Below are 25,018 nucleotides of genomic sequence, written 5' to 3' on the forward strand. Positions count from 1 at the left end.
ATAACTCATACCAGCCATAGCGGCACGCGCATGCTGTATTCTGCTTGTATCGAAACCTATGTAATAGCTATACTTACATCTCACCTTATATGAAAATCAAAAAAGTACTTGTCGCTAACCGCGGCGAAATCGCGATTCGTGTGCTCAGGGCCTGTACGGAGCTCAACATCCAGACGGTGGCCATCTATACCTACGAGGACCGCTACTCGCTCCACCGCTACAAAGCCGACGAGGCCTACCAGATCGGCAAAGACAACCAGCCGCTGCAGCCCTACCTCGACATCGAAGGCATCATCCGCATTGCCAAAGAAAACGGCGTGGACGCGATTCACCCAGGCTACGGCTTCCTGTCCGAAAACCAGCATTTCTCCCGCAAGTGCGCCGAAAACGGCATCATCTTCATCGGTCCGCGTCCGGAGGTGATGGGATCGCTCGGCGATAAGGTATCGGCGAAGAAAGTGGCCGTGAGCTGCGACGTGCCGATTATCCAGAGCAACGACCTCGACCTGAACACCTACGAAACAGCCCGCGAGGAGGCACACCGCATTGGCTACCCGCTCATGCTGAAAGCAGCGGCAGGCGGTGGCGGACGTGGCATGCGCGTGATCCGCAACGACGAGCAGTTGGAGAAAGGCTTTTTTGAAGCGAAGAACGAGGCCCTGAAAGCCTTCGGTGACGACACGCTTTTCCTGGAAAAGTATGTGGAGAACCCGAAGCACATCGAAGTACAGATCGTGGCCGACAGCTATGGCAACATTACCCACCTGTTTGAGCGCGACTGCTCGGTGCAGCGCCGTTTCCAGAAAGTGGTGGAGGTGGCCCCGGCCATCAGCCTGAACGAAGAAACCCGCCAGCAGCTCTACGACTACGCCATTCGTATTTGCAAGGCGGTGAACTATAATAACGTGGGCACGGTGGAGTTCCTGGTGGAACCGCAGACAAACAACATCTACTTCATCGAAGTGAACCCACGCATCCAGGTGGAGCATACCGTGACGGAGATGATCACCGGCATTGACCTGATCAAAACGCAGATTTTCATCGCCGACGGCTATACCTTGGATCACGAAGAGGTACAGCTCGGACCGCAGCATACCGTGCGTGCCAACGGCGTGGCCATCCAGTGCCGCATCACCACCGAAGACCCGGAGAATGATTTTAAACCAGACTACGGCACCATCATCGCCTACCGCAGCGCCGGTGGTTTCGGCATCCGCCTCGACCAGGGCAGCGTGTACCAGGGCGCCAAGATTAGTCCGTTTTTCGACTCGCTGCTGGTAAAAGTATCGGCGCAGGCACCGACTTTGCGCCACGCCGCCATGAAGATGTCGCGTACCTTGGACGAGTTCCGAATCCGGGGGGTGAAGCAGAACATCCAGTTTTTGCAGAACATCATCACGCACCCGACCTTTATCTCCGGCGACGCCACGGTGGATTTTGTGAAGAACCACTCCGAGCTGTTTATCTTTAAGAAAAGCAAAGACCGGGCAACCAAAATGCTCTCTTTCCTGGCCGATGTAATTGTGAACGGAAACCCGGATGTGAAGAAGGTAGACCCGAACAAGGTGCTGACCAAGCCTGACTTTCACGGTTTCAACCTGAACAAACCCTATGAGCCGGGCACTAAGGACCTGCTCACACAACTCGGGCCGGACGAGTTCTCGAAGTGGCTGCGCAACGAAAAGCAGATTCACTACACCGACACCACCTTCCGCGATGCACACCAGTCCCTGCTGGCGACCCGCATGCGCTCGTTCGATATGCTCAAAGTGGCTGAGGCCTACGCCAAGGATCATCCGCAGACCTTCTCGATGGAGGTATGGGGCGGTGCTACCTTCGACGTATGCCTGCGCTTCCTGCACGAAGACCCGTGGCGCCGATTGGCCGAATTGCGTGAGGCTATACCGAATATCCTGCTGCAGATGCTGATCCGCGGTTCGAACGGGGTAGGGTATAAGGCTTACCCGGATAACCTCATTGAGTCCTTTGTGGAAAAATCGTGGGAGACGGGGGTGGACGTTTTCCGCATCTTCGACTCGCTCAACTGGATGAAGAGCATGGAGCCTTGCATCAACTTTGTGCGCAAGCGCACGGGCGGTCTGGCCGAAGGCGCCATCTGCTATACCGGTGACATCCTCAACCCGAGCAAGACCAAGTATAACTTAGACTACTACCTGCAGCTGGCCAAGCAGCTGGAAGATGCCGGGGCGCACATCCTGGCTATCAAAGACATGGCCGGTCTGCTCAAGCCCTACGCGGCGCAGGTGCTGGTAGAGGCGCTGCGCGACACGGTGAAGCTACCGATCCACCTGCATACCCACGATACCTCTTCTGTGCAATCAGCCTCCTACCTAAAGGCCATCGAAGCGGGCGTAAATGTGATTGACGTGGCGCTGGGCTCTATGTCAGGTTTGACGTCGCAGCCAAACTTTAACTCGATGGTAGAAGCCATGCGCTTCCAGGAGCGGCATCGCGAGTTCGACCAGAAAAGCCTCAACCGCCACTCTAATTACTGGGAAACGGTGCGGGAGTACTATTATCCGTTCGAGTCAGGTCTGAAAGCCGGCACCGCTGAGGTATACCACCACGAGATTCCGGGAGGACAGTACTCTAACCTGCGTCCGCAAGCCAATGCGCTGGGGCTGGGCGACAAGTGGGAGCTGATCAAGGAGACGTTTGCGGAAGTAAACCAGCTGTTCGGCGACCTGGTGAAGGTAACGCCAAGCTCCAAAGTAGTAGGCGACATGGCGCTATACCTGGTGTCGAATGGCCTAACGACGGTAGACGTGCTGGAACGCGGCGACCAGATCTCGTTCCCGGAATCGGTGCGTTCGCTCTTCCGTGGCGACCTGGGGCAACCGGTTGGCGGCTTCCCGAAAAAGCTGCAGGCGATTGTGCTCCGGGACGAACAGCCTTACGAAAACAGGCCAAACGAGCACATGGAGCCGATCGATCTGGAAGAGGAGTTCAAGGCATTTCAGGAGAAATTTGGCGAGAACACGAAGTACACCGATTTCCTCTCGCACCAGCTTTACCCGAAGGTATACGAGGATTTCCACAAGCACCTCGAGCAGTACGGCAACGTCTCCAAAATCCCGACGCGCTTGTTTTTCTACGGCATGCAGCCCGGCGAGGAGGCCATCATCGACATCGCCCGTGGCAAGTCCATCGTGATCATGTACCAGTCGCTGGGCCACGTGGACGAGGACGGCATGCGCACCGTGTTCTTCAAACTCAACGGCCAGACGCGTAACATCGAAGTGCGTGACAAGTCGGTGAAAGTGGAGCGGGTGCAGCACCAGAAAGTGGACAAAGGCAATCCGAAGCACATCGGGGCGCCGCTGCAGGGACTCCTTTCGAAGATACTGGTGGAGAAAGACCAGGAGGTGAAGAAAAACACGCCGCTCTTCGTAATTGAGGCCATGAAGATGGAAACGACCATTACCGCCTCGGAGGCTACCAAAATCGCCGATCTGCACTTGCCGGAGGGCTCGCTGGTAAATACTGACGATTTAGTAGTGAGTCTTTCCTAAAGTTATGTGATATTTAAACCTTGAAGCCACCGCACTGGTAACAGCGGTGGCTTTGTTTATTCCGACACGCTACCTTTCTTTATGCTCAATTACCAGAATCACCAGGTTGACCTTTCCAACTGCGACAACGAACCCATCCATTACATCGGCCGCATACAGGCCCACGGATTTCTACTGATACTCCATGCGGAGTCCTTTGAGATTGAACAGGCTAGCGATAATTTACCTTCCTTTTTAAACGTAGCAACTCCCGACAAAAGCACAGGTATACGGTGGCAGGATTTTGCGGACGATTTCACCCGAGCGCAACTTCTCCCATACCTGACGAGTGATTTGAAAGAGCCGAGTATGTTCCTGTTAGAGCTGCAAAGCCAACGGTTTCTCTGTTTTCTGCATCGGGCCCAGGATAAATTGGTGCTGGAGCTTGAACGCTATGTGCCGATTACGGACGAGCAACTGCACTTGAGCACCTCGCACCGTTTGCTCCGTTTTTCAAGCGAGTTGGAGCAGCTGCCTACCTTGCCCGAAAAAGCAGACCTGACTGTTCGCTTCGTGCGGCAGCTGCTGGACTACGACCATAGCATGCTCTACCGTTTCGATGAGGACTGGCACGGCGAGGTGATAGGGGAGGAGACCCAATCGGGCGATCAGGTATACCTGCACCATCATTTTCCGGCGACCGATATACCTGCCCAAGCGCGCCAACTGCTCGTCGAGAAGCCGATTCGCCAGATTGCCAATGTGGGGGCACAGGCCGTTAACATTCGCCCCTACCTCAACCCCGATACGGGGCAGCCTGCATTTCTCTTCAGGTCGGAGCTGCGCAACCCTTCTGAGATTCACCTCGAGTATCTGCGCAACATGGGCGTGCAGGCCTCGCTGTCGGTGTCGCTGGTGGTGCAGGGTAAGCTCTGGGGGATCATTGCCTGCCACCACAAAAGCCCGCTGCTCGTCAACTACTGGAAACGCCAGGCCTGTTTGCACATTGCCCAGATTTTCAGCAGCAGCATACTGGCCCTGCAGGAGCAGCGCGATTTGCAGGAGATGGCGGCGCTTCGCAAAAAGGAAAAAAAGCTGGTCAAACACCTCAACAACAGCGATGATCTACAGAAGGAACTGCAGCGCCAAAGCGACGCGCTGCTGCACCTGACCGGAGCAAGCGGTATGGCGCTAAAATTAGGAGGCAAGCTATACCTGGCAGGCACAACACCCACGCAAGAGCAGGTCGAGGGCTTAATGGACTGGTTGAGCCGGAACATCAAGCAGCCACAGTTCCAAACCCGCGAGCTCGCCAAGGTCTACCCGGAGGCAGCGGCCATACGCGAAACGGCCAGCGGTTTGCTGGTGACCGAAATCGCCCGGCACGACCAGGAATACCTCCTCTACTTTAAACCCGAAATCTCTGAAAAGCGCATCTGGGCGGGCAACCCCGAAAAGCCCATGACGCAAGGGCAACTACACATTCATCCGCGTGAGTCGTTTGAGCAGTGGTCGGAGCTGATACGGGGCAAATCGCACCCCTGGACGCTGAACGAGCAGGAGATAGCCCAGACGGCCGTGAAATCGCTTATCTCGGCGGTGCTCAGGCAACAAAAAAGTCATTTGCAAGACTTGAATCAGGAGCTGCAGCATACCTCCGAACTGCTGCAGTCCAAAAACGACCGACTCGAAGACTTCACCCAGATCATCGCCCACAACCTGCGCTCACCGCTCTCGAACATGAAGGGGCTGGCGCAGATGTATGCCGACGAACCCGAGATGGGTGCAGAACTGATGGGGATGATGAGCAACGTGATCCAGAACATGAACACCACGCTGAACGAGCTGAACGTGATTCTGGAGTCGGAGTTGAAGCTGCCTGTGAGCGAGCCCGTATACCTGCCCGCGGTAGTGGAGCGGGAACTGCAGAACCTGCAGGCGGTACTGATCGAAAGCGGTGCGCAAGTGGAGCTTGACCTGGAGGTGGAAACGCTGAAAGCGCCCCGCGTATACCTGGAGAGTATCGCCCACAACCTGATATCCAACGCCTTGAAATACCGCTCGTCACAGCGTCAGCCCCAGATTAAGATCCGGTCATGGCAATCGGAGAAAGGTGTCTGCTTTTCGGTGACAGATAACGGTTTAGGCCTCGACATTGCTAAGTACGGCGACAAGCTGTTCAACCTCTACAAGACGTTTCATGGCAACAAAGACGCCAAGGGCCTCGGGCTATACCTGACCAGGATACAAGCCGAGGCCCTTGGAGGCTATGTGGAGGTAGAGAGCACCCCCAACCATGCTACCACGTTTATGGTGTGCCTGGGAAAAAACACGCTGCAAACAAAGCAATAGCGCAACTGTTAAAATACGGAACAGGTATACTTGCAAATGTGATGCATGCATACTATTTTTGAGACGGTACCACTTTAACGATTAGCAGACGGTTAATCGTCTTCATAGTCAAGCCCCATAAACTTGTTGTAAGCCTGTTGCAGCTCGGCGAACGCGTGCATGTTGCCTTCCTGGCGGCTCACGAGCATCCCTTTCTTATAAGTTTGCTCGGCTATATCGTTTTGTCCAAGTTCTGCGTACAGACTGGCAGCGTGGTAATACGTACCCACGTAGCGCTCATGTTCGTTGAGCAGTTTCTCGTAGAAATCCATGGCTTTTTGCGGCTCAGAACCACGTAGTTCTGTCGCGATAGCGTACAGCGTGAACGGATCATTCGGGTCTTCTTCCAGAAACTTATAGAGCTGTTCTAATCTAGTTTGAGACATTTCTATTTGGCTATATTTTAACTAACTTCGCATCAAATTTAACTTTTAAAGCTAACTATTTTATCATATGAAAATATTAGTTTGCATCAGTAACGTTCCGGATACGACCTCCAAGATCAACTTTACTGGCGATAATAAGAACTTCGATAAGAACGGTGTGCAGTACGTGATCAACCCCTGGGATGAATACGCGCTGACCCGCGCCATAGAGCTGAAAGAGGCCAAAGGCGGCAGCGTAACCGTGCTGAACGTGGGCGAAGCAGACGCTGAGCCAAACATTCGCAAGGCGCTGGCCATCGGTGCCGACGACGCGATCCGCGTGAACGCACACCCGAAAGACGCTTACTTTGTGGCGCAGCAGATCACTGCCGTGGCTAAGGAAGGCGGCTACGATATGATCCTGATGGGCAAGGAGTCCATCGACTACAACGGCTTCCAGGTGCACAACATGGTAGGCGAGATGATGGGCATTCCGTCTGTAACGCCAGCCTTCAAACTGGACATGGTGGACGACAGCACCGCCCGTCTGGAGCGTGAGATCGAAGGTGGCAAGGAAGTGGTGGAAGTGAAGCTGCCTTTCGTAGCCAGCGCGCAGCAGCCCATGTGCGAGCCGCGAATCCCGAACATGCGTGGTATCATGACGGCCCGTACCAAGCCATTGAAAGTAGTGGAGCCAACAGGCGCTGAAGCTAAGTCGGAGTACGTGAACTACAGCAAGCCTGAGAAAAAGAGCGGCGTGAAAATGATTGACGCAGAGAACGCTGGCGAAGTGATTAAACTATTGAGAAACGAAGCTAAAGTACTGTAATATGTCTGTATTAGTATTTGTAGAAGGTCTGAACGGAGAGATCAAAAAGTCCTCGCTGGAAGCAGCGACGTATGGCAGCCAGGTGGCACAGGCCATGGGCACCTCCGCAACAGCCGTAGCCATCGGCGACGTAAACGAAGACGCTTTGTCCAGACTGGGCGAGCAGGGCATCAGCAAAGTATTGTACGACGCCGATGACCGTCTGAAGCAGTTTGTAGCCGACGCCTACGTGAAAGTGATTGCCAAAGCGGCGCAGCAGGAAAACGCCAAAGTGCTGGTGTTCTCCAATTCCAACATTGGTGCAGCGGTAGGTTCCAAACTGGCCGTTCGTCTGAATGGCTCCCTGGCTACCAACGTAACCGAACTTCCTAAAATCGACGGCGGTAATTTCACCGTAACCCGTGGCGTGTTCTCTGGCAAAGCATTTGCCGACGTGAACCTGACTTCTGATGTGAAGATTATCGCGGTGAAGAAAAACAGCACCGACATCATCAGCAACGCCGGCAGCACCGCTACAGTAGAGAAGCTTTCGGCTGATCTGGCGGACGCTGACTTTGCATCCGCTCCGAAAGAGACCGTGATGCAGGACACTTCCGGTGGCGTACTGCTGCAGGAGGCTGAGATTGTAGTGTCTGGCGGACGTGGTATGAAGGGCCCTGAGAACTGGCACCTGATCGAAGAACTAGCTAAAGAACTGGGTGCTGCAACGGCCTGCTCCAAGCCTGTTTCGGACATCGGCTGGCGTCCGCACCACGAGCACGTAGGCCAGACGGGTATCACCGTAAGCCCTAACCTGTACATTGCGGCGGGCATCTCCGGTGCCATCCAGCACCTGGCCGGGGTTAACTCTTCTAAAGTGATTGTCGTTATTAATAAGGATCCGGAAGCGCCGTTCTTCAAAGCCGCTGATTATGGCATAGTTGGCGATGCGCTCGAGGTACTTCCTAAATTAATAGAAGCTGCCAAAGCTTTAGACAAATAGAATAGAAGAATTAAACTGTGAAAAAAATACAGCTAGAGATACTCGGGCTCTCCTCCAGCCAATCGCAGACGGGATCGTTTGCACTGGTGTTGGGCGAGCGTGATGGAAACCGCAGACTGCCGATCATCATTGGCATGTTCGAGGCGCAGTCCATTGCCATACAGATAGAGAAAATTAACCCCAACCGTCCGCTCACGCACGATCTGTTCAAGACCTTTGCTGAGCAGATGAGCGTGAACATCACTGAGATTCTGATCTCCGACCTGAAGGAAGGCGTGTTCTATTCCAAGATCATGTGCACCGACGGCGAGAAGGAGTTTGAACTCGATGCGCGTCCGTCCGACGCCATCGCGATCGGTTTGCGATTTGGGGTGCCAATCTATACCGTGGAAAGTGTACTGTCGGAGGCCGGCATTATTCTGAGTGATCTGGAAGAGGAGGAGGACGAAAGCGAAGAGATGGCCGTGAAAAGCACTTCTTCATCTACTTCGAGCACTAAAGAGCCGCTTAACCAGACATCGGTTGATGATCTGAACAAGATGCTCAGCGAGGCCCTTGAGAAAGAGGACTACGAACGCGCCGCCAAAATCCGCGACGAGTTGAACAAGCGAAACTAGCATAACATACGCTATACTTTGAAAGTCCTGCCCCTAATCGGGGTGGGACTTTTTGATTTAAAAGATATTCGCCTTACTTTTGGCCAAATTTTTTCAGCCTGTATGTTTGATATTTTTCGGGGTGGGATAGGACTACTGGTTCTGTTATCCATCGGCTTTTTGTTTTCCAGAGACAGAAAATCAATTGACTGGAAGCTGGTAGCCTACGGTGTGTTTCTCCAGTTGCTGTTTGGCGTGCTGGTGACACAGGTGCCATTGGTAGCCGATGCGTTTGCTTTTGTGAGCAAGGCCTTCGTCAAGCTTTTGAGCTTTTCAAACGATGGCGCCAGATTCCTGTTCGGTAACTTGGCTGACCCTTCTCAGAACGCTGGTATGGGCTTTATCTTTGCCTTTAATGTATTGCCAACCATCATTTTCTTCTCAGCGGTATCATCGGGGCTCTATTACCTGGGCGTGCTTCAAAAGATTGTATTTGGTATAGCCTGGGTCATGTCGAAGGGCATGCGTTTGTCAGGTGCGGAGAGCCTCTCTGCTGCTGGCAATATTTTTATGGGCCAGACAGAAGCGCCGCTGTTGGTACGCCCGTTCATTAGCCGCATGACGCGCTCTGAGCTGATGTGCTTGATGACGGGAGGTATGGCGACGCTGGCCGGCGGTGTGTTGGCGGCCTACGTGTCCTTTCTGGGAGGAAGCGACCCAGCGCAACAGGCCATATTTGCCGCGCACCTGCTCACAGCCTCTATCATGAACGCCCCGGCAGGTATTGTGATGGCCAAGATGCTCGTTCCCGAAACCGAGAAGGATCAGGTAAATACCCGCCTTGAAGTAAACGAAGAGCAACTGGGCGTAAACCTCATTGATGCCGTTTCCAAGGGTGCTGCAGATGGCCTGCGACTGGCTGCCAATGTGGGCGGTATGCTGCTTGCCTTTATCGCTGTCATTGCCCTGCTCAACTATGTACTGCTTAAGATGGGAAGCGTTACCGGACTTAACGACTTTGTAGTGGCCAGCACCAACGGCAGCTTCAACGGCTTCTCTTTCCAATACATTCTGGGGCAGATCTTCCGGATCTTTGCCTTCATCATGGGCGTGCCGTGGGAAGATACCTTGCAGGTGGGTAGTTTGTTGGGCCAAAAAACGGCCGTTAACGAATTTGTAGCTTATCTGGACCTTGCCAATATGAAGGAAGCAGGCACTCTTTCCAGCAAATCGATCGTGATGGCGACCTACGCACTCTGCGGCTTCTCTAACTTCAGCTCCATTGCCATTCAGGTGGGCGGTATAGGCGGTATGGCACCAAATCAGCAGGCCAATATCTCGAGATTAGGGCTTCTGTCGCTGGTTGGAGCGTCTGTGGCCTGTATGATGTCTGCGACGGTGGCTGGTATGCTGTTCAGCTTCTAAGCATTTAAATAATCCTCATTTAAAAAGCCTCCCTTTTAAGCAGAAAGGGAGGCTTTTTTGTGATGAGTCAGGTATAGCCGAGATAGTGTTTATACCTATACATATACCTATACCTATACCTGGCAAAGGAGGCTATAACTTATTATTGCCGGATTGGGTGGTGGCGGAAGGTCCTTCCGGATTTTCCGGCTGTGACTTGGCCTGCGTTTCGATTGTTTCTTCCGAGGGCGCTTTTTCATTGCTTTGTGCGGCAGGCTCGTGGTGGTGCTGGCGCTCTTCCTCTTCTTCGCGCTCCTCTTCCTCTACCTTTTTGGCGTCCCGCATCAGGCGGTTGGCAAAAATAAAGTCGTTGAGCTCTCTGATGTCGGTGTCCATGATCTCGTCGCGGGTGCCTTCCCATAGCTTTTTGCCCTCGTACAGGAAAAAGATCTTGTCCCCGATCTCGATCACCGAGTTCATGTCGTGCGTTACGATGATGGTGGTGATGTTGTATTCCTCGGTAATCTCCTTGATCAGCTCGTCTATTTTAAGAGCCGTTTGCGGGTCCAGGCCCGAGTTGGGCTCGTCGCAGAAAAGGTAGGTACAGTGCGGGGCAATGGCGCGGGCTATACCTACGCGCTTCTTCATACCACCGCTTATTTCAGAGGGCATCTTCTTGTGCGCCCCTTCCAACCCGACGCGCTGCAGACAGAAGTCCACACGCTCCCGACGCTCCTCGCGGCTCATGTCGGTGAGCATCTTGAGCGGGAATTCCACATTCTGCTCTACCGTCATGGAGTCGAAGAGGGCAGAACCCTGGAAGAGCATGCCGATCTTGCGACGGATCTCCTGCCGGATGTCGAGCTTGTTGTTGGTGAAGTAGGTGCCGTCGAACGTCACGCTGCCGAGGTCGGGTTTGATGAGGCCCACGATGCACTTGAGCAGCACGCTTTTGCCTGTGCCGCTGGCGCCGAGCAGGAGGTTGGTTTTCCCGGTCTCAAAGACACCGCTCACGCCATCGAGCACTTTCTTGTCGCCGAAGGTTTTGTGTATGTTGTGTATTTCAATCATGTGTTTTCAAAAATAATAAGGCAGACCTAAAGCAGGACGTAGGCCAAAACGAAGTCGCCGATCAGGATGGCGATCACGCTGCTGGTTACGGCAGCCGTACTGGCAGCCCCTACCTCCAGCGCTCCACCTTGTGTGTTGTAGCCTCTGAACGAAGAGATAGAAGAAATCAGAAAGGCAAACACCACCGATTTGATCAGGGCGAAGGTAATGTTGTAAGGAATGAACTGGTCGCGTATACCGGTAATGTATTCCTGCGGCGTGAGTTCACCTGAAAGCGTTCCGGCCAGGTAGCCGCCCAAAATTGAGAGGAACATGGACAAAATCACCAGCATCGGGAAGACCAGAATGGCAGCCACAACTTTCGGCAGCACCAGGTATGAGGCTGAGTTGATGCCCATCACCTCCAACGCGTCCACTTGTTCGGTTATTTGCATCGTGCCCAGCCCGCCCGCAATGCTCGAGCCGACCTTGCCTGCCAGCACGATAGAGGTAATAGTGGGGGCCAGTTCCAGGATGGTCATTTCACGCACCATGAAGCCGATGGTGGAGCGGGGGATGAACGCGTTGTCGAGGTTGTAGGCCACCTGCACACAGGTAACGGCACCGATGAAGGTGGAAACGATGGCAACGATGGCGATAGAGTTAATGCCGATCAGAATAGCCTCGTCGATGGTGCGGCCGAACAGAATTCGGGTCGACTCTTTGCGGGTGAAAAGGCTTTGCATGAACAGCAAGTATTTCCCAAAGGATTGTAGCATACAAGCGATACGTGTTAAACAAGGTTTTAAACGTGTTTCTAAACAAAAATACTGTTTAAATGCCTATATTACGGTTAAATTTCGAAATCGTATTACCTTATACCTATATAGAGCACATGCAGCAGTATATTTTGGTGACAGGCGGCACAAAGGGCATTGGCAGAGCTGTAATTGAGCAATTTGCCAAGGCGGGCTTCCACATCATCACCTGCTCCCGAAACGAGGGCGACCTGAAAAAGCTGAAGCTGGAGATTGAAGAGCGCTATACCTTCTCAAAGGTATTTTACCAGGAGGCCGACCTGAGCGACATGAACTCTCTCAAAAACTTCATCAATTATGTGAAAGGCCTGAAGGTAAAGCTCGAGGTGATCGTCAACAACAGTGGGCTGTTTATACCTGGCAAAGTGCACGAAGAGGACGATGCGGCGCTGCCAATGATGATCAACACCAATCTGTACAGTGCTTACTACATCACCAAAGCCTTTGTGCTGGACATGAAAAGGCGCCGCAGCGGCCATATCTTCAACATGTGCTCCACGGCCAGCATCACACCCTATACCAACGGCGGCTCCTACTGCATCTCAAAATATGCATTGCTAGGTATGTCGAAAGTGCTGCGCGAAGAGATGAAGGAGCACGGCGTGCGCGTAACGGCCATTCTGCCAGGTGCTACGCTTACAGCCAGCTGGGAAGGCGTGGACCTGCCACCGGAACGCTTCATGCGGGCCGACGACGTAGCCATGGCCATCTATGGGGCCTATACCATGTCACCGAACAGTGTGGTGGAGGAGATCTTGATCCGACCGCAGTTAGGAGACATTTAAGTTAGAAAGTTAGAAAGTTTGGGAGTTAGGAGGTTGAGGAGGTAAATTTATTAAGAATTCTGAGTCGCGCGAATGACGTTTTGTAGGGACAGGTCGCGACCTGTCCGAATCGTGCACAGAAAATTATTTAACAGATTCTCCTTTATTGAGATGCAGGTAAACAATCATCAATTCAACAATTTAGCAATCACTCAATCACCCAATCACTCATTCACTCATTCACTCAATCAAAATAACTATGAAACTGGAAAATAAGATAGCAGTTGTAACCGGTGTAAGCCGGGGTATAGGACTGGCCACCGTGCAAACGCTGCTGGACAAAGGTATGAAAGTGGCAGGCTGGGGTAGAACAGCTCCGGAGGTGCAGCATCAAAACTTTGAGTTTGTGGAATGCGACGTACGCCGTATTGACTCAGTACAAATGGCTTACAAGCATACTGTGGAGCATTTCGGTGGGCAGATCAGCGTGCTGGTGAACAATGCCGGACTAGGGCGTTCCGCTGCACTTGAAGACCAGGATCTGGATGAGTGGCACCTGATGTTCGACACCAATGTGCACGGGCTCTTTTACTGCACCAAACTTGTGGTGCCGGGCATGAAGGAAATGGGAGAGGGTCACATCATCAACATCTCATCCATAGCAGGCACCACAGGTATAGAGCAGATGTCGGCTTATTGCGCTACCAAGCACGCGGTGCGCGGCATCTCACACTCCCTCTACAAAGAGGTGCGCGACTACGGCGTGAAAGTGACCTGCATCTACCCTGGCTCCGTGCAAACCAACTTCTTCGACAACATCGACAGCGTGACGGTGAACGATAACATGATGCGCCCCGAGGACATCGCCTCCACCATTCTGCACTGCCTGGAGTCGCACGCCAATTACCACCACGTCGACATAGAGGTGCGCCCCCTAATGCCGAAGGGCAGAAAGAAGGTATAGCAGATATTTAAAACAGCTTTTGTAGCTTTGCAGGACTTAATTAATGACTAATGACTAATGAATAATGAGGAATTATGAATGACTAATGAATAACAATAATTACTTATTCTCTGCTATCCATTCATTATTGCTGATTGCTACTCTCACACGCTTCATTACTCATTACTCATTATTCATTCTGAAAAATGTCAGTTGAAGTAAAGAACCTTACCAAAATATTCGGATCGCAGCGGGCCGTGGACGATATTTCGTTCAGCGTGGGGCAGGGACAGATCCTGGGTTTCCTGGGGCCGAACGGTGCCGGAAAGTCCACGACCATGAAGATCGCGACCTGCTACCTACCGCCTACCACCGGTACCGTGCTCGTGAACGGCTACGATGCCGTGCAGGACTCCATCGCCGTGCGCCGAAGCGTAGGTTACCTGCCGGAGCACAACCCGCTATACCTGGACATGTACGTGCATGAGTACCTGCAATTCGTGGCCTCCGTCTACGGCCTGAAAGGCAGACAGGCAAAGGAGCGGGTACAGGAAATGGTGGAGCTGTGTGGCCTCACGCTGGAGCAGGGCAAGAAGATCGGAGCACTTTCCAAAGGCTATCGCCAACGGGTGGGCCTGGCACAGGCGCTGGTGCACGACCCACAGGTGCTGATTCTGGATGAACCTACTACTGGCCTCGACCCGAACCAGATCGTGGAGATACGCTCCCTGATCAAGCGCATCGGGCAGGACAAAACTGTGATCTTCTCTACCCACATCATGCAGGAGGTAACCGCCATTTGCGACCGGGTCGTGATCATCAACCGTGGCAAGCTGGTGGCCGATAGCGATGTGGCCAGTCTGCAGGCCGGCGCCCGCAACGAAAAGACAACCCTGGTAGAATTTGAGCAGCCTATCCCTTTGGAGGCCCTGGAGCAGGTACCGGGTGTGCTGAGTGCGACCCTCGCAGAGGGCACGACTTACCGGGTGGTTTCGCGCAAGGACACCGATATCCGGGCTACTATTTTCCGGGTAGCCGCCGAGCGCCAATGGCCACTGGTAGGCCTGCGGCACGAAGAAAACTCCCTCGAAAAGATATTCCAACAACTGACGAAGTGAGTAATAATGAGAAATGAATAATGAGTAATGAATTATGAATAATGATTAATGAAGAATGATTAATGAAGAATGGAATTCAATAGTTAAATTATTAAAGCTAGAGCCAGTATAAGGTGCAAGCTGGAGTACGGTTAATAACGAGTGGCATAATGTTCATTTTCTTCCACTCACCCTTCCATACCCATTTTCATTAGTGATAATACTTCTACCAATACCCATTATTCATTATTCTTAATTACTCATTCGTCATTACTCACTAGTCATTAATAATTCGTCATTAGTCATTAACATTAATGCTCGCTATACTTAAGAAAGAATTCAACGGTTTCCTGAACACCCTGATCGCCTACATTGTGATCACGGTGTTTTTGGTGGCGATCGGCATGTTCATGTGGGTGTTCCCCGAAAGCAACGTGCTTGATTACGGCTTTGCCGATATGCAGACGCTCTTTAACATGGCGCCTTGGCTGTTTCTGTTTCTGATCCCGGCCATCACCATGCGGACCTTTGCCGAAGAGAAGCGCGAAGGCACCATCGAACTCCTGCTCACCAAACCGATCTCGGACTTGCAGCTGATCCTGGGCAAATACTTCGCGGCACTTCTGCTGGCGCTGTTTGCGCTTATACCTACCCTGATCTACTACTATACTGTGTACGAACTCGGCAACCCGCAAGGCAACGTAGACTCTGCTGCGGTGGTAGGCTCATACCTGGGGCTGGTATTCCTGGCGGGCGTGTTTGCGGCCATCGGCGTGTTTGCCTCCTCCGTTTCCGACAATCAGATCATCTCCTTTGTGATTGCCATTTTCCTGTGCTACATCTTCTATGCCGGCTTCGAACTGATCGCTTCTATACCTGTGTGGGGCGGAAGCGGCTACTTCATCAGTCAGTTAGGTATAGAGTACCACTATGCGGCCATCAGCAAAGGCCTGATCGACTCCCGTGACGTGCTGTACTTCCTGAGTGTGATCGCGATCATGATTCTTTCCACCAAACTTGTATTGAGCAGCCGAAAATGGTAACAGAGCAGGCAACGATCCCTAAAAACAAGCGCAGCCGCGACCTGACCCGCTTTCTAATCGCGCTGGCGGCCATTGTGCTGCTCAACGTGCTGGCATCCAACTTCTTTTTCCGCCTCGACCTGACCGAGGACAAGCGCTTTACCATCTCGCCGGTCACCAAACAAATGCTAGGTGAGCTACCCGAGCAGGTGTTTGTGGAGGTATACCTGGAGGGCGAGTTTCCGGCCGGTTTCAAGCGCCTGCAGCAGTCAGTGCGCGAGACGCTGGACGAGTTCCGCATTTACTCAGGCGGCAACGTGCGCTACGAGTTCATCGATCCGAACGACATCACGGACGAGCAGGAGCGGGCGGCGTTTTTCCAGAAACTGGCACAGGCAGGTATACAGCCGACGAACCTGCGTGCCAATGAAGGCGGCAAGCAGGTGGAGCGCTTAGTGTTTCCAGGTGCCCGCGTGATGTACAAAGGCAAAGAAACCGGCGTGATGCTGCTGAAAGGCAACCTGGCGGCTTCGCCTGATGAGCGCCTGAACCAGTCGGTGGAAGGCGTGGAGTACGAACTGGCCACAGCGATCCGCAAAATGGCTTTTCAGGGAAACAAGACCATCGGTTACATCAGCGGCCAGGGGCAGTTAGAGACGCAGTATGTAACGGATCTGCTGGGCTCGCTGCAGGAGTTTTACCGGGTGGCCCGCGGCGAACTCCGCGACATTCCTTCGCTCGAGGGACTGGACCTGATCATCATCGCCAAACCGACGGAAGCCTTCACTGAGGCTGATAAGTATAAGATCGACCAGTTCATCATGAACGGGGGCAAGGCCATCTTCTTTGTGGATGCCCTCAATGCCAACATGGACAGCGTTGGGGCTGGCGGCATGTTTGCCATGCCGTATAACCTGAACCTCGACGACATGCTTTTCCGCTACGGCGTGCGCCTGAACCCGACCATGATCATGGACCTGAATTCCGGTTTTATTCCGATCGTAACGGGGTATATGGGCGAACGGCCGCAGACAGAGATGATCAACTGGCGCTTTTACCCGCTACTCAATACCTTCAGCAAGCACCCGATCACGCGCAATATCGACGCGGTCTATTCCAAATTTATTGGAACGATGGACACCGTGCGGGCCGACGGCATCCGCAAAACGCCGCTCGTCTATACCTCGGTTTATTCCCGCGTGATGCAGGCGCCGGTGCCGCTTACGCTTGAGGAAGCCCGTATGGAAGTGAAGCCGGAACAATACCAGGCCGGTCAGCAGGCGGTGGGTTATCTGCTGGAAGGCGCCTTTACCTCGCTCTTCCGTAACAGGAGGGCACCTGAAGGAGCGGCCAACCCGCAGGTGCGGGAGCAGGGCGCGCCGACCAAAATAGCAGTTTTCTCGGATGGTGACCTGGTGCGCAACGAGGTGAACCCACGCACCGGACAGGCCTACGAACTGGGCTTCGACCGGTATAACAACGTGACTTTTGCCAACCGCGAGCTGGCCATGAACACCATCCACTACCTGTTGGACGCTGAGGGCTTGATCAACGTACGCAGCAAAGAAATCCAGCTGCGGCCGCTGGACAGGGTGCGGGTGAAGGAAGAGCGTACGTACTGGCAACTGCTCAACCTGGTGGCCCCGATCGTGCTGCTGGGCCTGTTTGGCGTGGTTCGCTATTACCTGCGCAAGCGTCGCTACGAACGCTTCTGATTTTTTTGCCTTGTATGTAAAGAAATTGTGAAATGCCGCCCCGTGTCAGGTAGTTTAAATGCGAAATATTTTTAACTTTGTCCAAATAACATTATAGCTATACATAATGAAATTTATCGTCTCTTCTTCTGCTCTTTTGAAGCAGCTAGCCAGCATAAACGGGGTAGTAACCAACAACCCGGTGGTTCCAATCCTCGAAAACTTCCTGTTCGAGATCAACAACAGCACCCTTACTATCACAGCCAGTGACCTGGAGACTTCCATGATTACCGAACTGCAGGTAGAGGCGAAGGAGAGCGGCCGCATTGCTGCACCTGCCAAGATCCTGATCGAGACCCTGAAGAACCTGCCGGACCAGCCGGTGACCTTCACCATCGACGAAGAGACCTATACCATCGAAATCAGTTCCTCAAACGGCCGCTACAAGCTATCTGGTGAGAATGCAACTGATTTCCCGCGTGTACCTGTGCTGAAAGGCGGTAGTGCCATTGAGATTCCGTCCAATGTGCTTTCTCGCGCCATCAACAAGACCATTTTCGCAGTTAGCAACGACGAGCTTCGCCCAGCCATGACGGGTATTTTCGTACAGCTGCGCTCTGATAACGTGACATTCGTAGCTACAGACGGCCACCGTCTGCTGCGCTTCCGCCGTACCGACATCGCCACTGCCCAGGAAGCATCGCTCATCATACCACGCAAAGCCTTTACGCTGCTGAAGTCTACGCTGCCTTCTGAGGCAACTGCCGTACGCATGGAGTTCAACCAGTCAAACGCCTTCTTCAGCTTCGATAACATCCGCATGATCTGCCGTCTGATCGACGAGCGCTACCCGGATTACGAGAATGTGATTCCTGTACAGAACCCGAACAAACTGGTGATTGACCGTGCCGCTTTGTTGAGTTCTGTACGTCGTATCTCCATTTACTCAAACAAAACCACGCACCAGATCCGTCTGAAGCTGTCAGGCTCTGAGTTGCAGGTGTCTGCTGAAGACCTCGACTTCTCAAACGAGGCAAACGAGCGCCTGACCTGCCAGTACGATGGCGAGGACATGGAAATCGGCTTCAACGCGAAGTTTTTGATCGAGATGCTCAACAACATCGACGCCGATGAAATCTCCTTCGAGCTGTCCACACCGAACCGTGCTGGCCTGCTCATGCCGCTTGCAAATGAAGATAATGAAAATGTTCTGATGCTGGTGATGCCTGTAATGCTGAACAATTACGTATAAGAAGATAATTTCTCCTAATGCAGAAAGGCGGGCCATTTGGTCCGCCTTTCCTGTTTTTAAAAGATACCTCTTCCGTGCCGTTTCCGCGCCTCTAGCTTACTTCGCCTGCTGCAGTTTGATGTACACCGGGAAGTGATCGCTATACCCTCCCAGGTATAAGGTATGCGACCAGGTCTGTCGCGGGGTGTCCTTATACCTGCCGAAGGTGAACTTGGCAAATTCCGGGTCGTGGATTTGGGCCGAGCCGTGAACATAATGCAAGCCTGACTGGGTATTCATCAGTGACTTGGAGACCATGATCTGGTCACGCATTTTGTTGTCGTTTCGGGTATGGAAGCTGCCCTTTCCCTGCACAAACCACAGGTAGAAGGTATTGAAAAGCTCATTCTGATAAGCCGGATTCGGCCGGCCTGTGGCCTTCAGTACCTTTTCTACGCTTGCAGCATTGGGTTCGTCCGCAAAGTCGCCCAGCACGATGATTTTCGCGTTCTTGTCTGCTTTCTGCTGCGCATCCACTTGCCGACGCAGTTCTGCCGCCGCATCGCGTCTGCGGGTAGCGCCTAGGGTGGCGCTGCCCCGATCTTCCGGCCAATGGTTCACATACACCGTTACGGGCTCACCAGCCAGCGTTCCTTTCACTTGCAGGATGCCGCGCGAAGCGAAGCCCTTCTCAGAGAACCGGATGGGCAGGTTGTTATGTGAAGTTGGCTTGAACACTCTTGGATTATAGAGCAGCGCCACGTCGAGTCCTTCAGGATCTGGTGAGTCGTGGTGGATAATGCCGTAGCGGCGTTTTCGAAGTGGGGAAGATTTCACCAGGTCATCCAGCACCTGGCGGTTTTCCACTTCACTTAGCCCAACCAGATCAGCCCCGTTCTTGCCCCCGATGGTTTGGATCACTTGTGCTACATGGCGTATTTTGGTCTTGTACCTGTCCTGGTCCCACTGCATGACCCCGCCCGGAGTAAAGCCGTCGTCGTCTGTTTTAGGGTCGTTCTGTGTATCGTATAGCTTCTCTGTATTATAAAAAGCGACAGTATGGAGTTTAGGTTTTTTGATGGAAGAGGTTAAGCTGGCGCATCCCGAGAGGATGGTCAGGCTAAAAAGCAATAAGAAGGTTTTTATTCCGTGGCGCATCGCGTAACTTTGTACTTGGTTTTAGTTTTCAAGCATAGTACGAGATATATATAGCCCAAAGTTTAAAAAGAAAAGAAAATGAAGAAGTCTGAGATATACTTTAGCATAGCGCTTGACGAGCAGCGCATACCGGAAGCCATCAGTTGGAGAGCCACTGACGCAGGCGAGAAGATTCATTTTGCCAAGGCCATCAACATCTCTTTGTGGGACCGTGACGAGGCAGGTACGATGAAGATTGACCTGTGGACGAAGGACATGCCGATCGACGAAATGAAGTACTTTTACATTGATACGATCGGTGCCATGGCGCAAAGCATTGCCACAGCTACCAGCGACAAGGTAATGGCCGATAAGATGCGCGCCCTTTGCGAGGACCTGATGAACCACGTGGAAGAAGAGCGCAAAAAGGAAAACAACTAGCCTATAAATAATGAAAGCCACCCTAAGAGGTGGCTTTTATGCTTTTAAGAAGTCTGATTGGGTCTAGTTTACGTTAGAGGCGAGCGCGTTTTTTTCAGCTTTCTGGTCAGAGGCCAGATCCTGTGAGCCTGTCTGGTCGAGGCTCGCTACAAACTCACGGTCTACTTTAGAGTACATTTTGCGGTCGCCAAAGTAGTCGTTGTACTGTACAGTGCTCAGGATATCTTCAAACTGCAGGTCACGGGCAGCCAGTACGCCTTTGCACTCCTCTGCAATCAGCTGCTCGTTTCCAGCGTTCTTTTGCTCGATGGCAGTGATTTTAGCTGCTACGTCCAAATTGATCTCTCTAACTTTGTTAGCCTGGTAGTTATTCAGACGAAGCTCACGAATCATCTGCTCAGAAAGGTGGTTGGCACGCTTCTCAGCAACAACAGTTATGTTGTTACCTGTAGCGAATACGCCGAATACGGTTCCGAATACCATCAATGTTGTTACCAGTAGCTTTTTCATAATTGTAGTGTTTTTGGTGTTGTCAGTGCTTTTTCAGATTCTTTTCTGGGGCAGCACAGTTTTAAAACGTGGCTTGTCTGTAAATGATTCCGGCCTTTTAGAATTTTTTTTGTGCTGAATCCCCAGTGTTGAATACAGACTAAATAGTGCAGAAATAATGCCAAAGAGGCCAAATGGATGCCCATTTGACCTCTTTTTTTGATTTTATTTTGGATTTTACCACTCGTTCCGCCACATCATCGACTCGACGGGCTTGGTCGTGCGGTTGTTGTATTTGGCGTTAGATTTACTGTTGTAGTAGTTCTCAATACCGCCTTTTACTTCAAAATAGATCAGCTGTCCGATCGGCATGCCATGGTACACGCGCACCTGCTGGGTCACCGAAATCTCCAGGGTCCAGGTATTGCAGAAGCCCACGTCGCCCTTGCCGGCCGTAGCATGAATGTCAATGCCCAAACGGCCCACACTCGATTTGCCCTCTAGGAAAGGCACGTGCGCGTGCGTTTCGGTGTACTCCAGGGTCACACCCAGGTATAGCGTGTTGGGCTGCAGGACGAAACCTTCTTCCGGAATCTCAAAAACATCAATCTCGTTGTGCTGGCGGGCATCCAGCACTTCGTTGCGGTAAGTGGCCAGGTAGCGGCCCAGGTGTACGTCGTAAGAGTTGGTGCCCAGGCTGGAACGCTTAAACGGCTCGATCAGAATGGTGCCTTTCTCAATCTCTTCTAAAATCTGCTTATCTGTAAGTATCATGGGGGTGCAATGTTATGACCGTAAAAGTAAGCAAAATGGGTGAATTGTTGATTGTTAATTGTTGATTGTTGGTCCACAAGGAGGTGCAATAATAACGGTGTCAGAGACTTTGTCTCATTAGTATCTCTCCAACTACGAAGCTGTACCTATACCTATACCTATACCTATACCTATACCTATACCTATACCTATACCTATACCTATACCTGGTGAGCTACCAGGATCTAGCGTTGAGAAGCATACTAGCAGCTCCTTGCTATACCTAATCAAAAAAACGGCAGCCCTTCGTAGAGCTGCCGTTCCCAAATATCCAATGGATAGCTTATCGCAGTAATGCCTCTTTTAACGCCTCGCCGTTAGCTTTGATGTACTCTTGCACCAACTCGTCGGTAATGGCGGTAGACACGAACAGCGACTCGTACTGCGACGGGGCCAGGTATACGCCGCGCTGCAGCATGCTGTTGAAGTAACGACCGAACATAGCCGTATCGGAAGTTTTGGCGCTCTCGAAGTCCGTTACAGCTTGTGAGGTGAAGAAGATGCTGAACATGGAGCCTACGTGGTTGATCGTAAAGTTCAGGCCAAGTTCCTGCATGTTTTGATTCATGCCGTTCACCATATTAGTAGTAGTCTGCTCCAGTGTGGTGTATACCTCCGGATGGCTTTGCAGGTACTGTAGCATCGCCATACCTGCCGACATGGCAATCGGGTTGCCGGAGAGCGTGCCTGCCTGGTAGACAGGGCCGGCTGGCGCCACAAAGTTCATGATCTCTTTCTTGCCACCGTAAGCACCTACGGGCATACCTCCGCCGATGATCTTACCGAGTGTGGTCATATCCGGCGTCACGCCGAACAATTGCTGCGCGCCACCCGGAGCCAGACGGAAGCCCGTCATCACTTCGTCAAATATCAGCACAATGCCTTCTTTGGTGCAGAGGTCACGCAGACCCTGCAGGAAGCCTGGCGCTGGCAGCACCAAGCCCATGTTGCCGGCCACTGGCTCCAGAATGATGGCTGCTACCTGATCTTTGTTAGCTTCTACCAGTGTCTTTACTGCTTCCAAATCATTGAACGGAGCGGTGAGCGTATCGGCGGCTACGCCCTGCGTCACGCCCGGGCTATCCGGAACGCCAAGCGTAATGGCGCCACTACCGGCAGCGATCAGGAAAGAGTCGCCGTGACCGTGGTAGCAGCCCTCGAACTTGATCATTTTGTTGCGGCCGGTATAGCCTCTGGCCACACGCACAGCCGACATAGTGGCTTCCGTACCGGAGTTCACCATGCGCACTTTCTCAATCGAAGGCACCATGTCCACGATCAGCTCCGCGATCTCAATTTCCTTGCGGGTAGGAGCACCAAACGAGAGGGAATTAGGTATAGCCTGCTGCACAGCTTCCTGCACCACCTCAGCGGCATGACCCAGGATCATCGGCCCCCAGGAGTTGATGAACTCCATGTAACGGTTGCCGTCCTCGTCATACATATAAGGACCCTTAGCCGAAACCATAAAGCGCGGATTGCCGCCCACAGCCCGGAAGGCACGGACAGGCGAGTTTACACCGCCCGGTATGGAGTTTTGCGCACGCTGGAAAAGTTCTTCGCTGATTGGAGCTATTTTCATGATATCGATATGCTTGTGTTTTGTTAAAGATACGAAGCAAATCCCACACCTTAAAGTAACCCGGCTTTCCTGGTGGAACCCTGAGAGTTTAAGGTGAAGGTATACTGCTTGCTAAATGTTACGAGATTCGGAGAATTAAAAAACCGGATTCACCACCGTAAGCTGCAGGTTCTCCAGCTTGGTGATCGGGATGTACTGATTGTCGTGGTGCACCTGGTTTTGGGCGGAGCGATCGGTATAGCCTATGCCCTTGTAGAAAACACCCGGTCTGAGCCCCTCTGAGCCCAGCGCCAGATTAAAGCGCGGACCATAACTCTGGAGTAAGGTTCCGAAATAATAAAGCATCTCAAAACCCGCATAGGCATAGGGCGATGGCGGCATGTTATACCTGGCCGCGTATTTTTTGCGGAAATGACGCACCGCCGGGCTCATCTGATCAATGTATTTCGGGTTCACGAAGTAGATCTCCAAATCATCGAGCTGGCGTAGCGTCAGCTGACCTATGCCCAGCCAACTCTCGAAGGTAACGAGTGGGAGCGTGGCTGCCCTGGACTGTAGGGTGCTGACGGTGTTGGCAGCAGCCGTCATCTGGTCTGAGAAGACAGCCAGATGGCCCACATTCTCCAGTTTCAGCTCTTTGAAAACAGCGGCAGTGGCAGCACTCTGCGTAGAGGTTATCTTTTTGAAAGCCGCTACCTTACCCCCCAGTTTCAGGAAATGGTCACGGTAATGTTGGCTGAACGCGATATCATCCTTGCTGTTTTCATACAGAATGACAGCTGTTTTCGGCTCAAAAGTATGGTAGGCGTATGTCGCCGCCTGGCGTGCCTGTGTCGCTACCGAAGACTCGAACAGAAATACGTTCGGGTTCTCGCCAGCTACTTCCAGGTCCTGCGAAAGGGGGTTGATCGTATTCACGTTGTTCTGCGCTGCGAAGCGGCCTGCAATTTTGGCCGCCGACCTGTAAACGGGCCCGATGACCAGGTCCATACCTTTCAGTTCCGGGGTTTCCAGTAGACGCTTTACGGCTGTGGTGTCGGTGCCTGCATCGTATGCATACAGATTGATGTTGATGCCTTGTCGTTTAAGGGAGTCCTGCGCCATTTTCATGCCGGCGTAGAGGTCGGTGGCAAACTGGTTTTTGCGGGCAGCCTGACCTGGGTCCTGATCCAGTTGAAAGGGTAGGAGCGTGGCCACACTGTAGGCCTGCTTGCGCATGGCGTTGGCACTCAGGTAGCGGTTGCGGTCCAGGCGGTGCTTCGTTACAATGTCCTCCAGCGTGGACCTGTCTTCCGGGCGGTACCAGCCAGCCAGCAGCTTGTCAGCGAAGGTCTGGGCTACGGCTTTGTCATCCGGGTAGCGCTGTAGTAGCTGCTCGAAGGTGGCGCGTTCGGTGATGCGCATCAGGTAGTGGCGCTTCAGCTTTTCAACATCGCCCTGCAGTTTGGTGGAGCGGAGGCTGTTCAGTTCGGCCAGCGCCTGCTCGTATTCACCCTGCTCAAAGAGTACGTTGCCGAGCAGATAACTCGCTTCGGCCTGGTTAGGCCAGTTGGGGTGCTGCCCCTGCAGCTGTTGCAGCATGCGGCGTGCCTCCGGAAGTTTGTTGGCCTTAAGCGCCGCTACGGAATAAAGGTAGGAAGCCTCAGGAGCATACTGATTTTTAGGTCCAGCCTGTGTGATTGGCAAAAGCTCGGCCATGGCCTTATCGTACTGCTCACGCTCGATCAGGACCTTGCCATTGCTATAAGTCGTGCTGTAATCCTGCTGGGCCTGTGCTGGCAGCGCAAGCGCAGCCATTAGCAGCAAACCTGCCGCATGCTTCAAAAAGCTTCCTTTCATGTTTTATTCTATTTAGCGA

At 52.7% G+C, this 25,018-nt stretch carries 21 protein-coding genes and 1 pseudogene; 13 read left to right on the forward strand and 9 right to left on the reverse strand.

Annotated elements, in window-relative coordinates:
- Positions 1 to 89 precede the first annotated feature (89 nt).
- Together B0B12_RS01385 and B0B12_RS01390 are read left to right on the forward strand one after the other, a co-directional pair.
- Entirely contained in the window at positions 90 to 3,533 is a 3,444-nt protein-coding gene (locus B0B12_RS01385) for a pyruvate carboxylase (RefSeq protein ID WP_076665715.1), read from the forward strand.
- A gap of 81 nt (positions 3,534 to 3,614) precedes the next feature.
- Entirely contained in the window at positions 3,615 to 5,864 is a 2,250-nt protein-coding gene (locus tag B0B12_RS01390; protein ID WP_076665716.1) for a GAF domain-containing protein, read from the forward strand.
- 92 nt (positions 5,865 to 5,956) lie between these two features.
- Here B0B12_RS01390 and B0B12_RS01395 read toward each other — a convergent pair whose 3' ends face one another.
- A complete protein-coding gene (locus tag B0B12_RS01395; protein ID WP_076665717.1) occupies positions 5,957 to 6,289 on the reverse strand; it encodes a tetratricopeptide repeat protein in 333 nt (110 codons plus the stop codon).
- A 67-nt stretch (positions 6,290 to 6,356) separates the two neighbouring features.
- On the opposite strand from B0B12_RS01395, the gene B0B12_RS01400 reads away from it, so the two are divergent.
- The 4 genes from B0B12_RS01400 to B0B12_RS01415 all read left to right on the forward strand — a co-directional run bounded on the left by B0B12_RS01400 (position 6,357) and on the right by B0B12_RS01415 (position 10,100).
- A complete protein-coding gene (locus B0B12_RS01400; protein ID WP_076665718.1) occupies positions 6,357 to 7,097 on the forward strand; it encodes an electron transfer flavoprotein subunit beta/FixA family protein in 741 nt (246 codons plus the stop codon).
- Between the two features lies 1 nt (position 7,098).
- Complete coding sequence (locus B0B12_RS01405; RefSeq protein WP_076665719.1) at positions 7,099 to 8,079, forward strand: electron transfer flavoprotein subunit alpha/FixB family protein; 981 nt, start codon at positions 7,099 to 7,101, stop codon at positions 8,077 to 8,079.
- Between the two features lie 17 nt (positions 8,080 to 8,096).
- Positions 8,097 to 8,696, forward strand: coding sequence for a bifunctional nuclease family protein (locus tag B0B12_RS01410; protein WP_076665720.1), 600 nt, complete (start codon positions 8,097 to 8,099; stop codon positions 8,694 to 8,696).
- Positions 8,697 to 8,798: 102 nt separating this feature from the next.
- The gene (locus B0B12_RS01415) at positions 8,799 to 10,100 is read left to right on the forward strand and encodes a NupC/NupG family nucleoside CNT transporter (RefSeq protein WP_076665721.1); all 1,302 of its coding nucleotides are present in this window, start codon (positions 8,799 to 8,801) and stop codon (positions 10,098 to 10,100) included.
- Positions 10,101 to 10,406: 306 nt separating this feature from the next.
- Here the strand turns inward: B0B12_RS01415 and B0B12_RS01420 are convergent.
- Positions 10,407 to 11,150, reverse strand: a pseudogene (locus tag B0B12_RS01420) (ABC transporter ATP-binding protein); the annotation flags it as partial.
- A 26-nt stretch (positions 11,151 to 11,176) separates the two neighbouring features.
- Positions 11,177 to 11,908 carry an MlaE family ABC transporter permease gene (locus tag B0B12_RS01425; RefSeq protein ID WP_076665722.1) on the reverse strand — a complete coding sequence of 244 codons (732 nt, stop codon included), beginning with the start codon at positions 11,906 to 11,908 and terminating at the stop codon, positions 11,177 to 11,179.
- 116 nt (positions 11,909 to 12,024) lie between these two features.
- Here B0B12_RS01425 and B0B12_RS01430 point away from each other — a divergent pair, with 116 nt between their 5' ends.
- From B0B12_RS01430 to dnaN, 6 genes are all read left to right on the forward strand, one after another.
- Positions 12,025 to 12,732, forward strand: coding sequence for an SDR family oxidoreductase (locus B0B12_RS01430; protein WP_076665723.1), 708 nt, complete (start codon positions 12,025 to 12,027; stop codon positions 12,730 to 12,732).
- A gap of 238 nt (positions 12,733 to 12,970) precedes the next feature.
- A complete protein-coding gene (locus tag B0B12_RS01435) occupies positions 12,971 to 13,675 on the forward strand; it encodes an SDR family oxidoreductase (RefSeq protein ID WP_076665724.1) in 705 nt (234 codons plus the stop codon).
- A 185-nt stretch (positions 13,676 to 13,860) separates the two neighbouring features.
- The gene (gldA, locus tag B0B12_RS01440; RefSeq protein WP_076665725.1) at positions 13,861 to 14,772 is read left to right on the forward strand and encodes a gliding motility-associated ABC transporter ATP-binding subunit GldA; all 912 of its coding nucleotides are present in this window, start codon (positions 13,861 to 13,863) and stop codon (positions 14,770 to 14,772) included.
- A 293-nt stretch (positions 14,773 to 15,065) separates the two neighbouring features.
- The gene (gldF, locus tag B0B12_RS01445; protein ID WP_076665726.1) at positions 15,066 to 15,794 is read left to right on the forward strand and encodes a gliding motility-associated ABC transporter permease subunit GldF; all 729 of its coding nucleotides are present in this window, start codon (positions 15,066 to 15,068) and stop codon (positions 15,792 to 15,794) included.
- The gene (gene gldG, locus B0B12_RS01450; RefSeq protein ID WP_076665727.1) at positions 15,788 to 17,488 is read left to right on the forward strand and encodes a gliding motility-associated ABC transporter substrate-binding protein GldG; all 1,701 of its coding nucleotides are present in this window, start codon (positions 15,788 to 15,790) and stop codon (positions 17,486 to 17,488) included. The genes gldF and gldG overlap by 7 nt, the downstream gene beginning before the upstream one ends.
- Before the next feature lie 106 nt (positions 17,489 to 17,594).
- Positions 17,595 to 18,719: a DNA polymerase III subunit beta gene (gene dnaN, locus B0B12_RS01455; protein ID WP_076665728.1), complete on the forward strand. Its 1,125-nt coding sequence runs from the start codon at positions 17,595 to 17,597 to the stop codon at positions 18,717 to 18,719.
- A 96-nt stretch (positions 18,720 to 18,815) separates the two neighbouring features.
- Here dnaN and B0B12_RS01460 read toward each other — a convergent pair whose 3' ends face one another.
- The gene (locus tag B0B12_RS01460; protein WP_076665729.1) at positions 18,816 to 19,856 is read right to left on the reverse strand and encodes an endonuclease/exonuclease/phosphatase family protein; all 1,041 of its coding nucleotides are present in this window, start codon (positions 19,854 to 19,856) and stop codon (positions 18,816 to 18,818) included.
- Positions 19,857 to 19,934: 78 nt separating this feature from the next.
- Between B0B12_RS01460 and gldC the strand changes: the two genes are divergently transcribed.
- A complete protein-coding gene (gldC, locus tag B0B12_RS01465; RefSeq protein ID WP_076665730.1) occupies positions 19,935 to 20,276 on the forward strand; it encodes a gliding motility protein GldC in 342 nt (113 codons plus the stop codon).
- A 63-nt stretch (positions 20,277 to 20,339) separates the two neighbouring features.
- On the opposite strand, the gene B0B12_RS01470 is transcribed toward gldC, so the two are convergent.
- From B0B12_RS01470 to B0B12_RS01485, 5 genes are all read right to left on the reverse strand, one after another.
- Positions 20,340 to 20,786, reverse strand: coding sequence for a hypothetical protein (locus B0B12_RS01470; protein ID WP_076665731.1), 447 nt, complete (start codon positions 20,784 to 20,786; stop codon positions 20,340 to 20,342).
- A gap of 216 nt (positions 20,787 to 21,002) precedes the next feature.
- Positions 21,003 to 21,539 carry a dCTP deaminase gene (gene dcd / locus B0B12_RS01475; protein WP_076665732.1) on the reverse strand — a complete coding sequence of 179 codons (537 nt, stop codon included), beginning with the start codon at positions 21,537 to 21,539 and terminating at the stop codon, positions 21,003 to 21,005.
- Positions 21,540 to 21,671: 132 nt separating this feature from the next.
- Positions 21,672 to 21,809: a hypothetical protein gene (locus B0B12_RS20170; RefSeq protein ID WP_170871797.1), complete on the reverse strand. Its 138-nt coding sequence runs from the start codon at positions 21,807 to 21,809 to the stop codon at positions 21,672 to 21,674.
- A 52-nt stretch (positions 21,810 to 21,861) separates the two neighbouring features.
- Entirely contained in the window at positions 21,862 to 23,160 is a 1,299-nt protein-coding gene (gene hemL, locus B0B12_RS01480; protein WP_076665733.1) for a glutamate-1-semialdehyde 2,1-aminomutase, read from the reverse strand.
- Between the two features lie 135 nt (positions 23,161 to 23,295).
- Positions 23,296 to 24,999: an ABC transporter substrate-binding protein gene (locus tag B0B12_RS01485; RefSeq protein ID WP_244554559.1), complete on the reverse strand. Its 1,704-nt coding sequence runs from the start codon at positions 24,997 to 24,999 to the stop codon at positions 23,296 to 23,298.
- Positions 25,000 to 25,018: the final 19 nt, after the last annotated feature.

Origin of the sequence: Pontibacter indicus (assembly GCF_900156345.1) — a bacterium.
GTDB lineage: Bacteria > Bacteroidota > Bacteroidia > Cytophagales > Hymenobacteraceae > Pontibacter > Pontibacter indicus.

Coding starts and splice junctions, on each gene's coding strand:
- B0B12_RS01415 (WP_076665721.1), top strand. CDS start 8,799: ATGTTTGATATTTTTCGGGGTGGGATAGGACTACTGGTTCTGTTATCC.
- hemL (WP_076665733.1), bottom strand. CDS start 23,160: ATGAAAATAGCTCCAATCAGCGAAGAACTTTTCCAGCGTGCGCAAAAC.
- dcd (WP_076665732.1), bottom strand. CDS start 21,539: ATGATACTTACAGATAAGCAGATTTTAGAAGAGATTGAGAAAGGCACC.
- B0B12_RS01405 (WP_076665719.1), top strand. CDS start 7,099: ATGTCTGTATTAGTATTTGTAGAAGGTCTGAACGGAGAGATCAAAAAG.
- B0B12_RS01430 (WP_076665723.1), top strand. CDS start 12,025: ATGCAGCAGTATATTTTGGTGACAGGCGGCACAAAGGGCATTGGCAGA.
- dnaN (WP_076665728.1), top strand. CDS start 17,595: ATGAAATTTATCGTCTCTTCTTCTGCTCTTTTGAAGCAGCTAGCCAGC.
- B0B12_RS01385 (WP_076665715.1), top strand. CDS start 90: ATGAAAATCAAAAAAGTACTTGTCGCTAACCGCGGCGAAATCGCGATT.
- B0B12_RS01400 (WP_076665718.1), top strand. CDS start 6,357: ATGAAAATATTAGTTTGCATCAGTAACGTTCCGGATACGACCTCCAAG.
- B0B12_RS01470 (WP_076665731.1), bottom strand. CDS start 20,786: ATGAAAAAGCTACTGGTAACAACATTGATGGTATTCGGAACCGTATTC.
- B0B12_RS01460 (WP_076665729.1), bottom strand. CDS start 19,856: ATGCGCCACGGAATAAAAACCTTCTTATTGCTTTTTAGCCTGACCATC.
- gldF (WP_076665726.1), top strand. CDS start 15,066: ATGCTCGCTATACTTAAGAAAGAATTCAACGGTTTCCTGAACACCCTG.
- B0B12_RS01390 (WP_076665716.1), top strand. CDS start 3,615: ATGCTCAATTACCAGAATCACCAGGTTGACCTTTCCAACTGCGACAAC.
- gldA (WP_076665725.1), top strand. CDS start 13,861: ATGTCAGTTGAAGTAAAGAACCTTACCAAAATATTCGGATCGCAGCGG.
- B0B12_RS01435 (WP_076665724.1), top strand. CDS start 12,971: ATGAAACTGGAAAATAAGATAGCAGTTGTAACCGGTGTAAGCCGGGGT.
- gldC (WP_076665730.1), top strand. CDS start 19,935: ATGAAGAAGTCTGAGATATACTTTAGCATAGCGCTTGACGAGCAGCGC.
- B0B12_RS01485 (WP_244554559.1), bottom strand. CDS start 24,999: ATGAAAGGAAGCTTTTTGAAGCATGCGGCAGGTTTGCTGCTAATGGCT.
- B0B12_RS01425 (WP_076665722.1), bottom strand. CDS start 11,908: ATGCTACAATCCTTTGGGAAATACTTGCTGTTCATGCAAAGCCTTTTC.
- gldG (WP_076665727.1), top strand. CDS start 15,788: ATGGTAACAGAGCAGGCAACGATCCCTAAAAACAAGCGCAGCCGCGAC.
- B0B12_RS01395 (WP_076665717.1), bottom strand. CDS start 6,289: ATGTCTCAAACTAGATTAGAACAGCTCTATAAGTTTCTGGAAGAAGAC.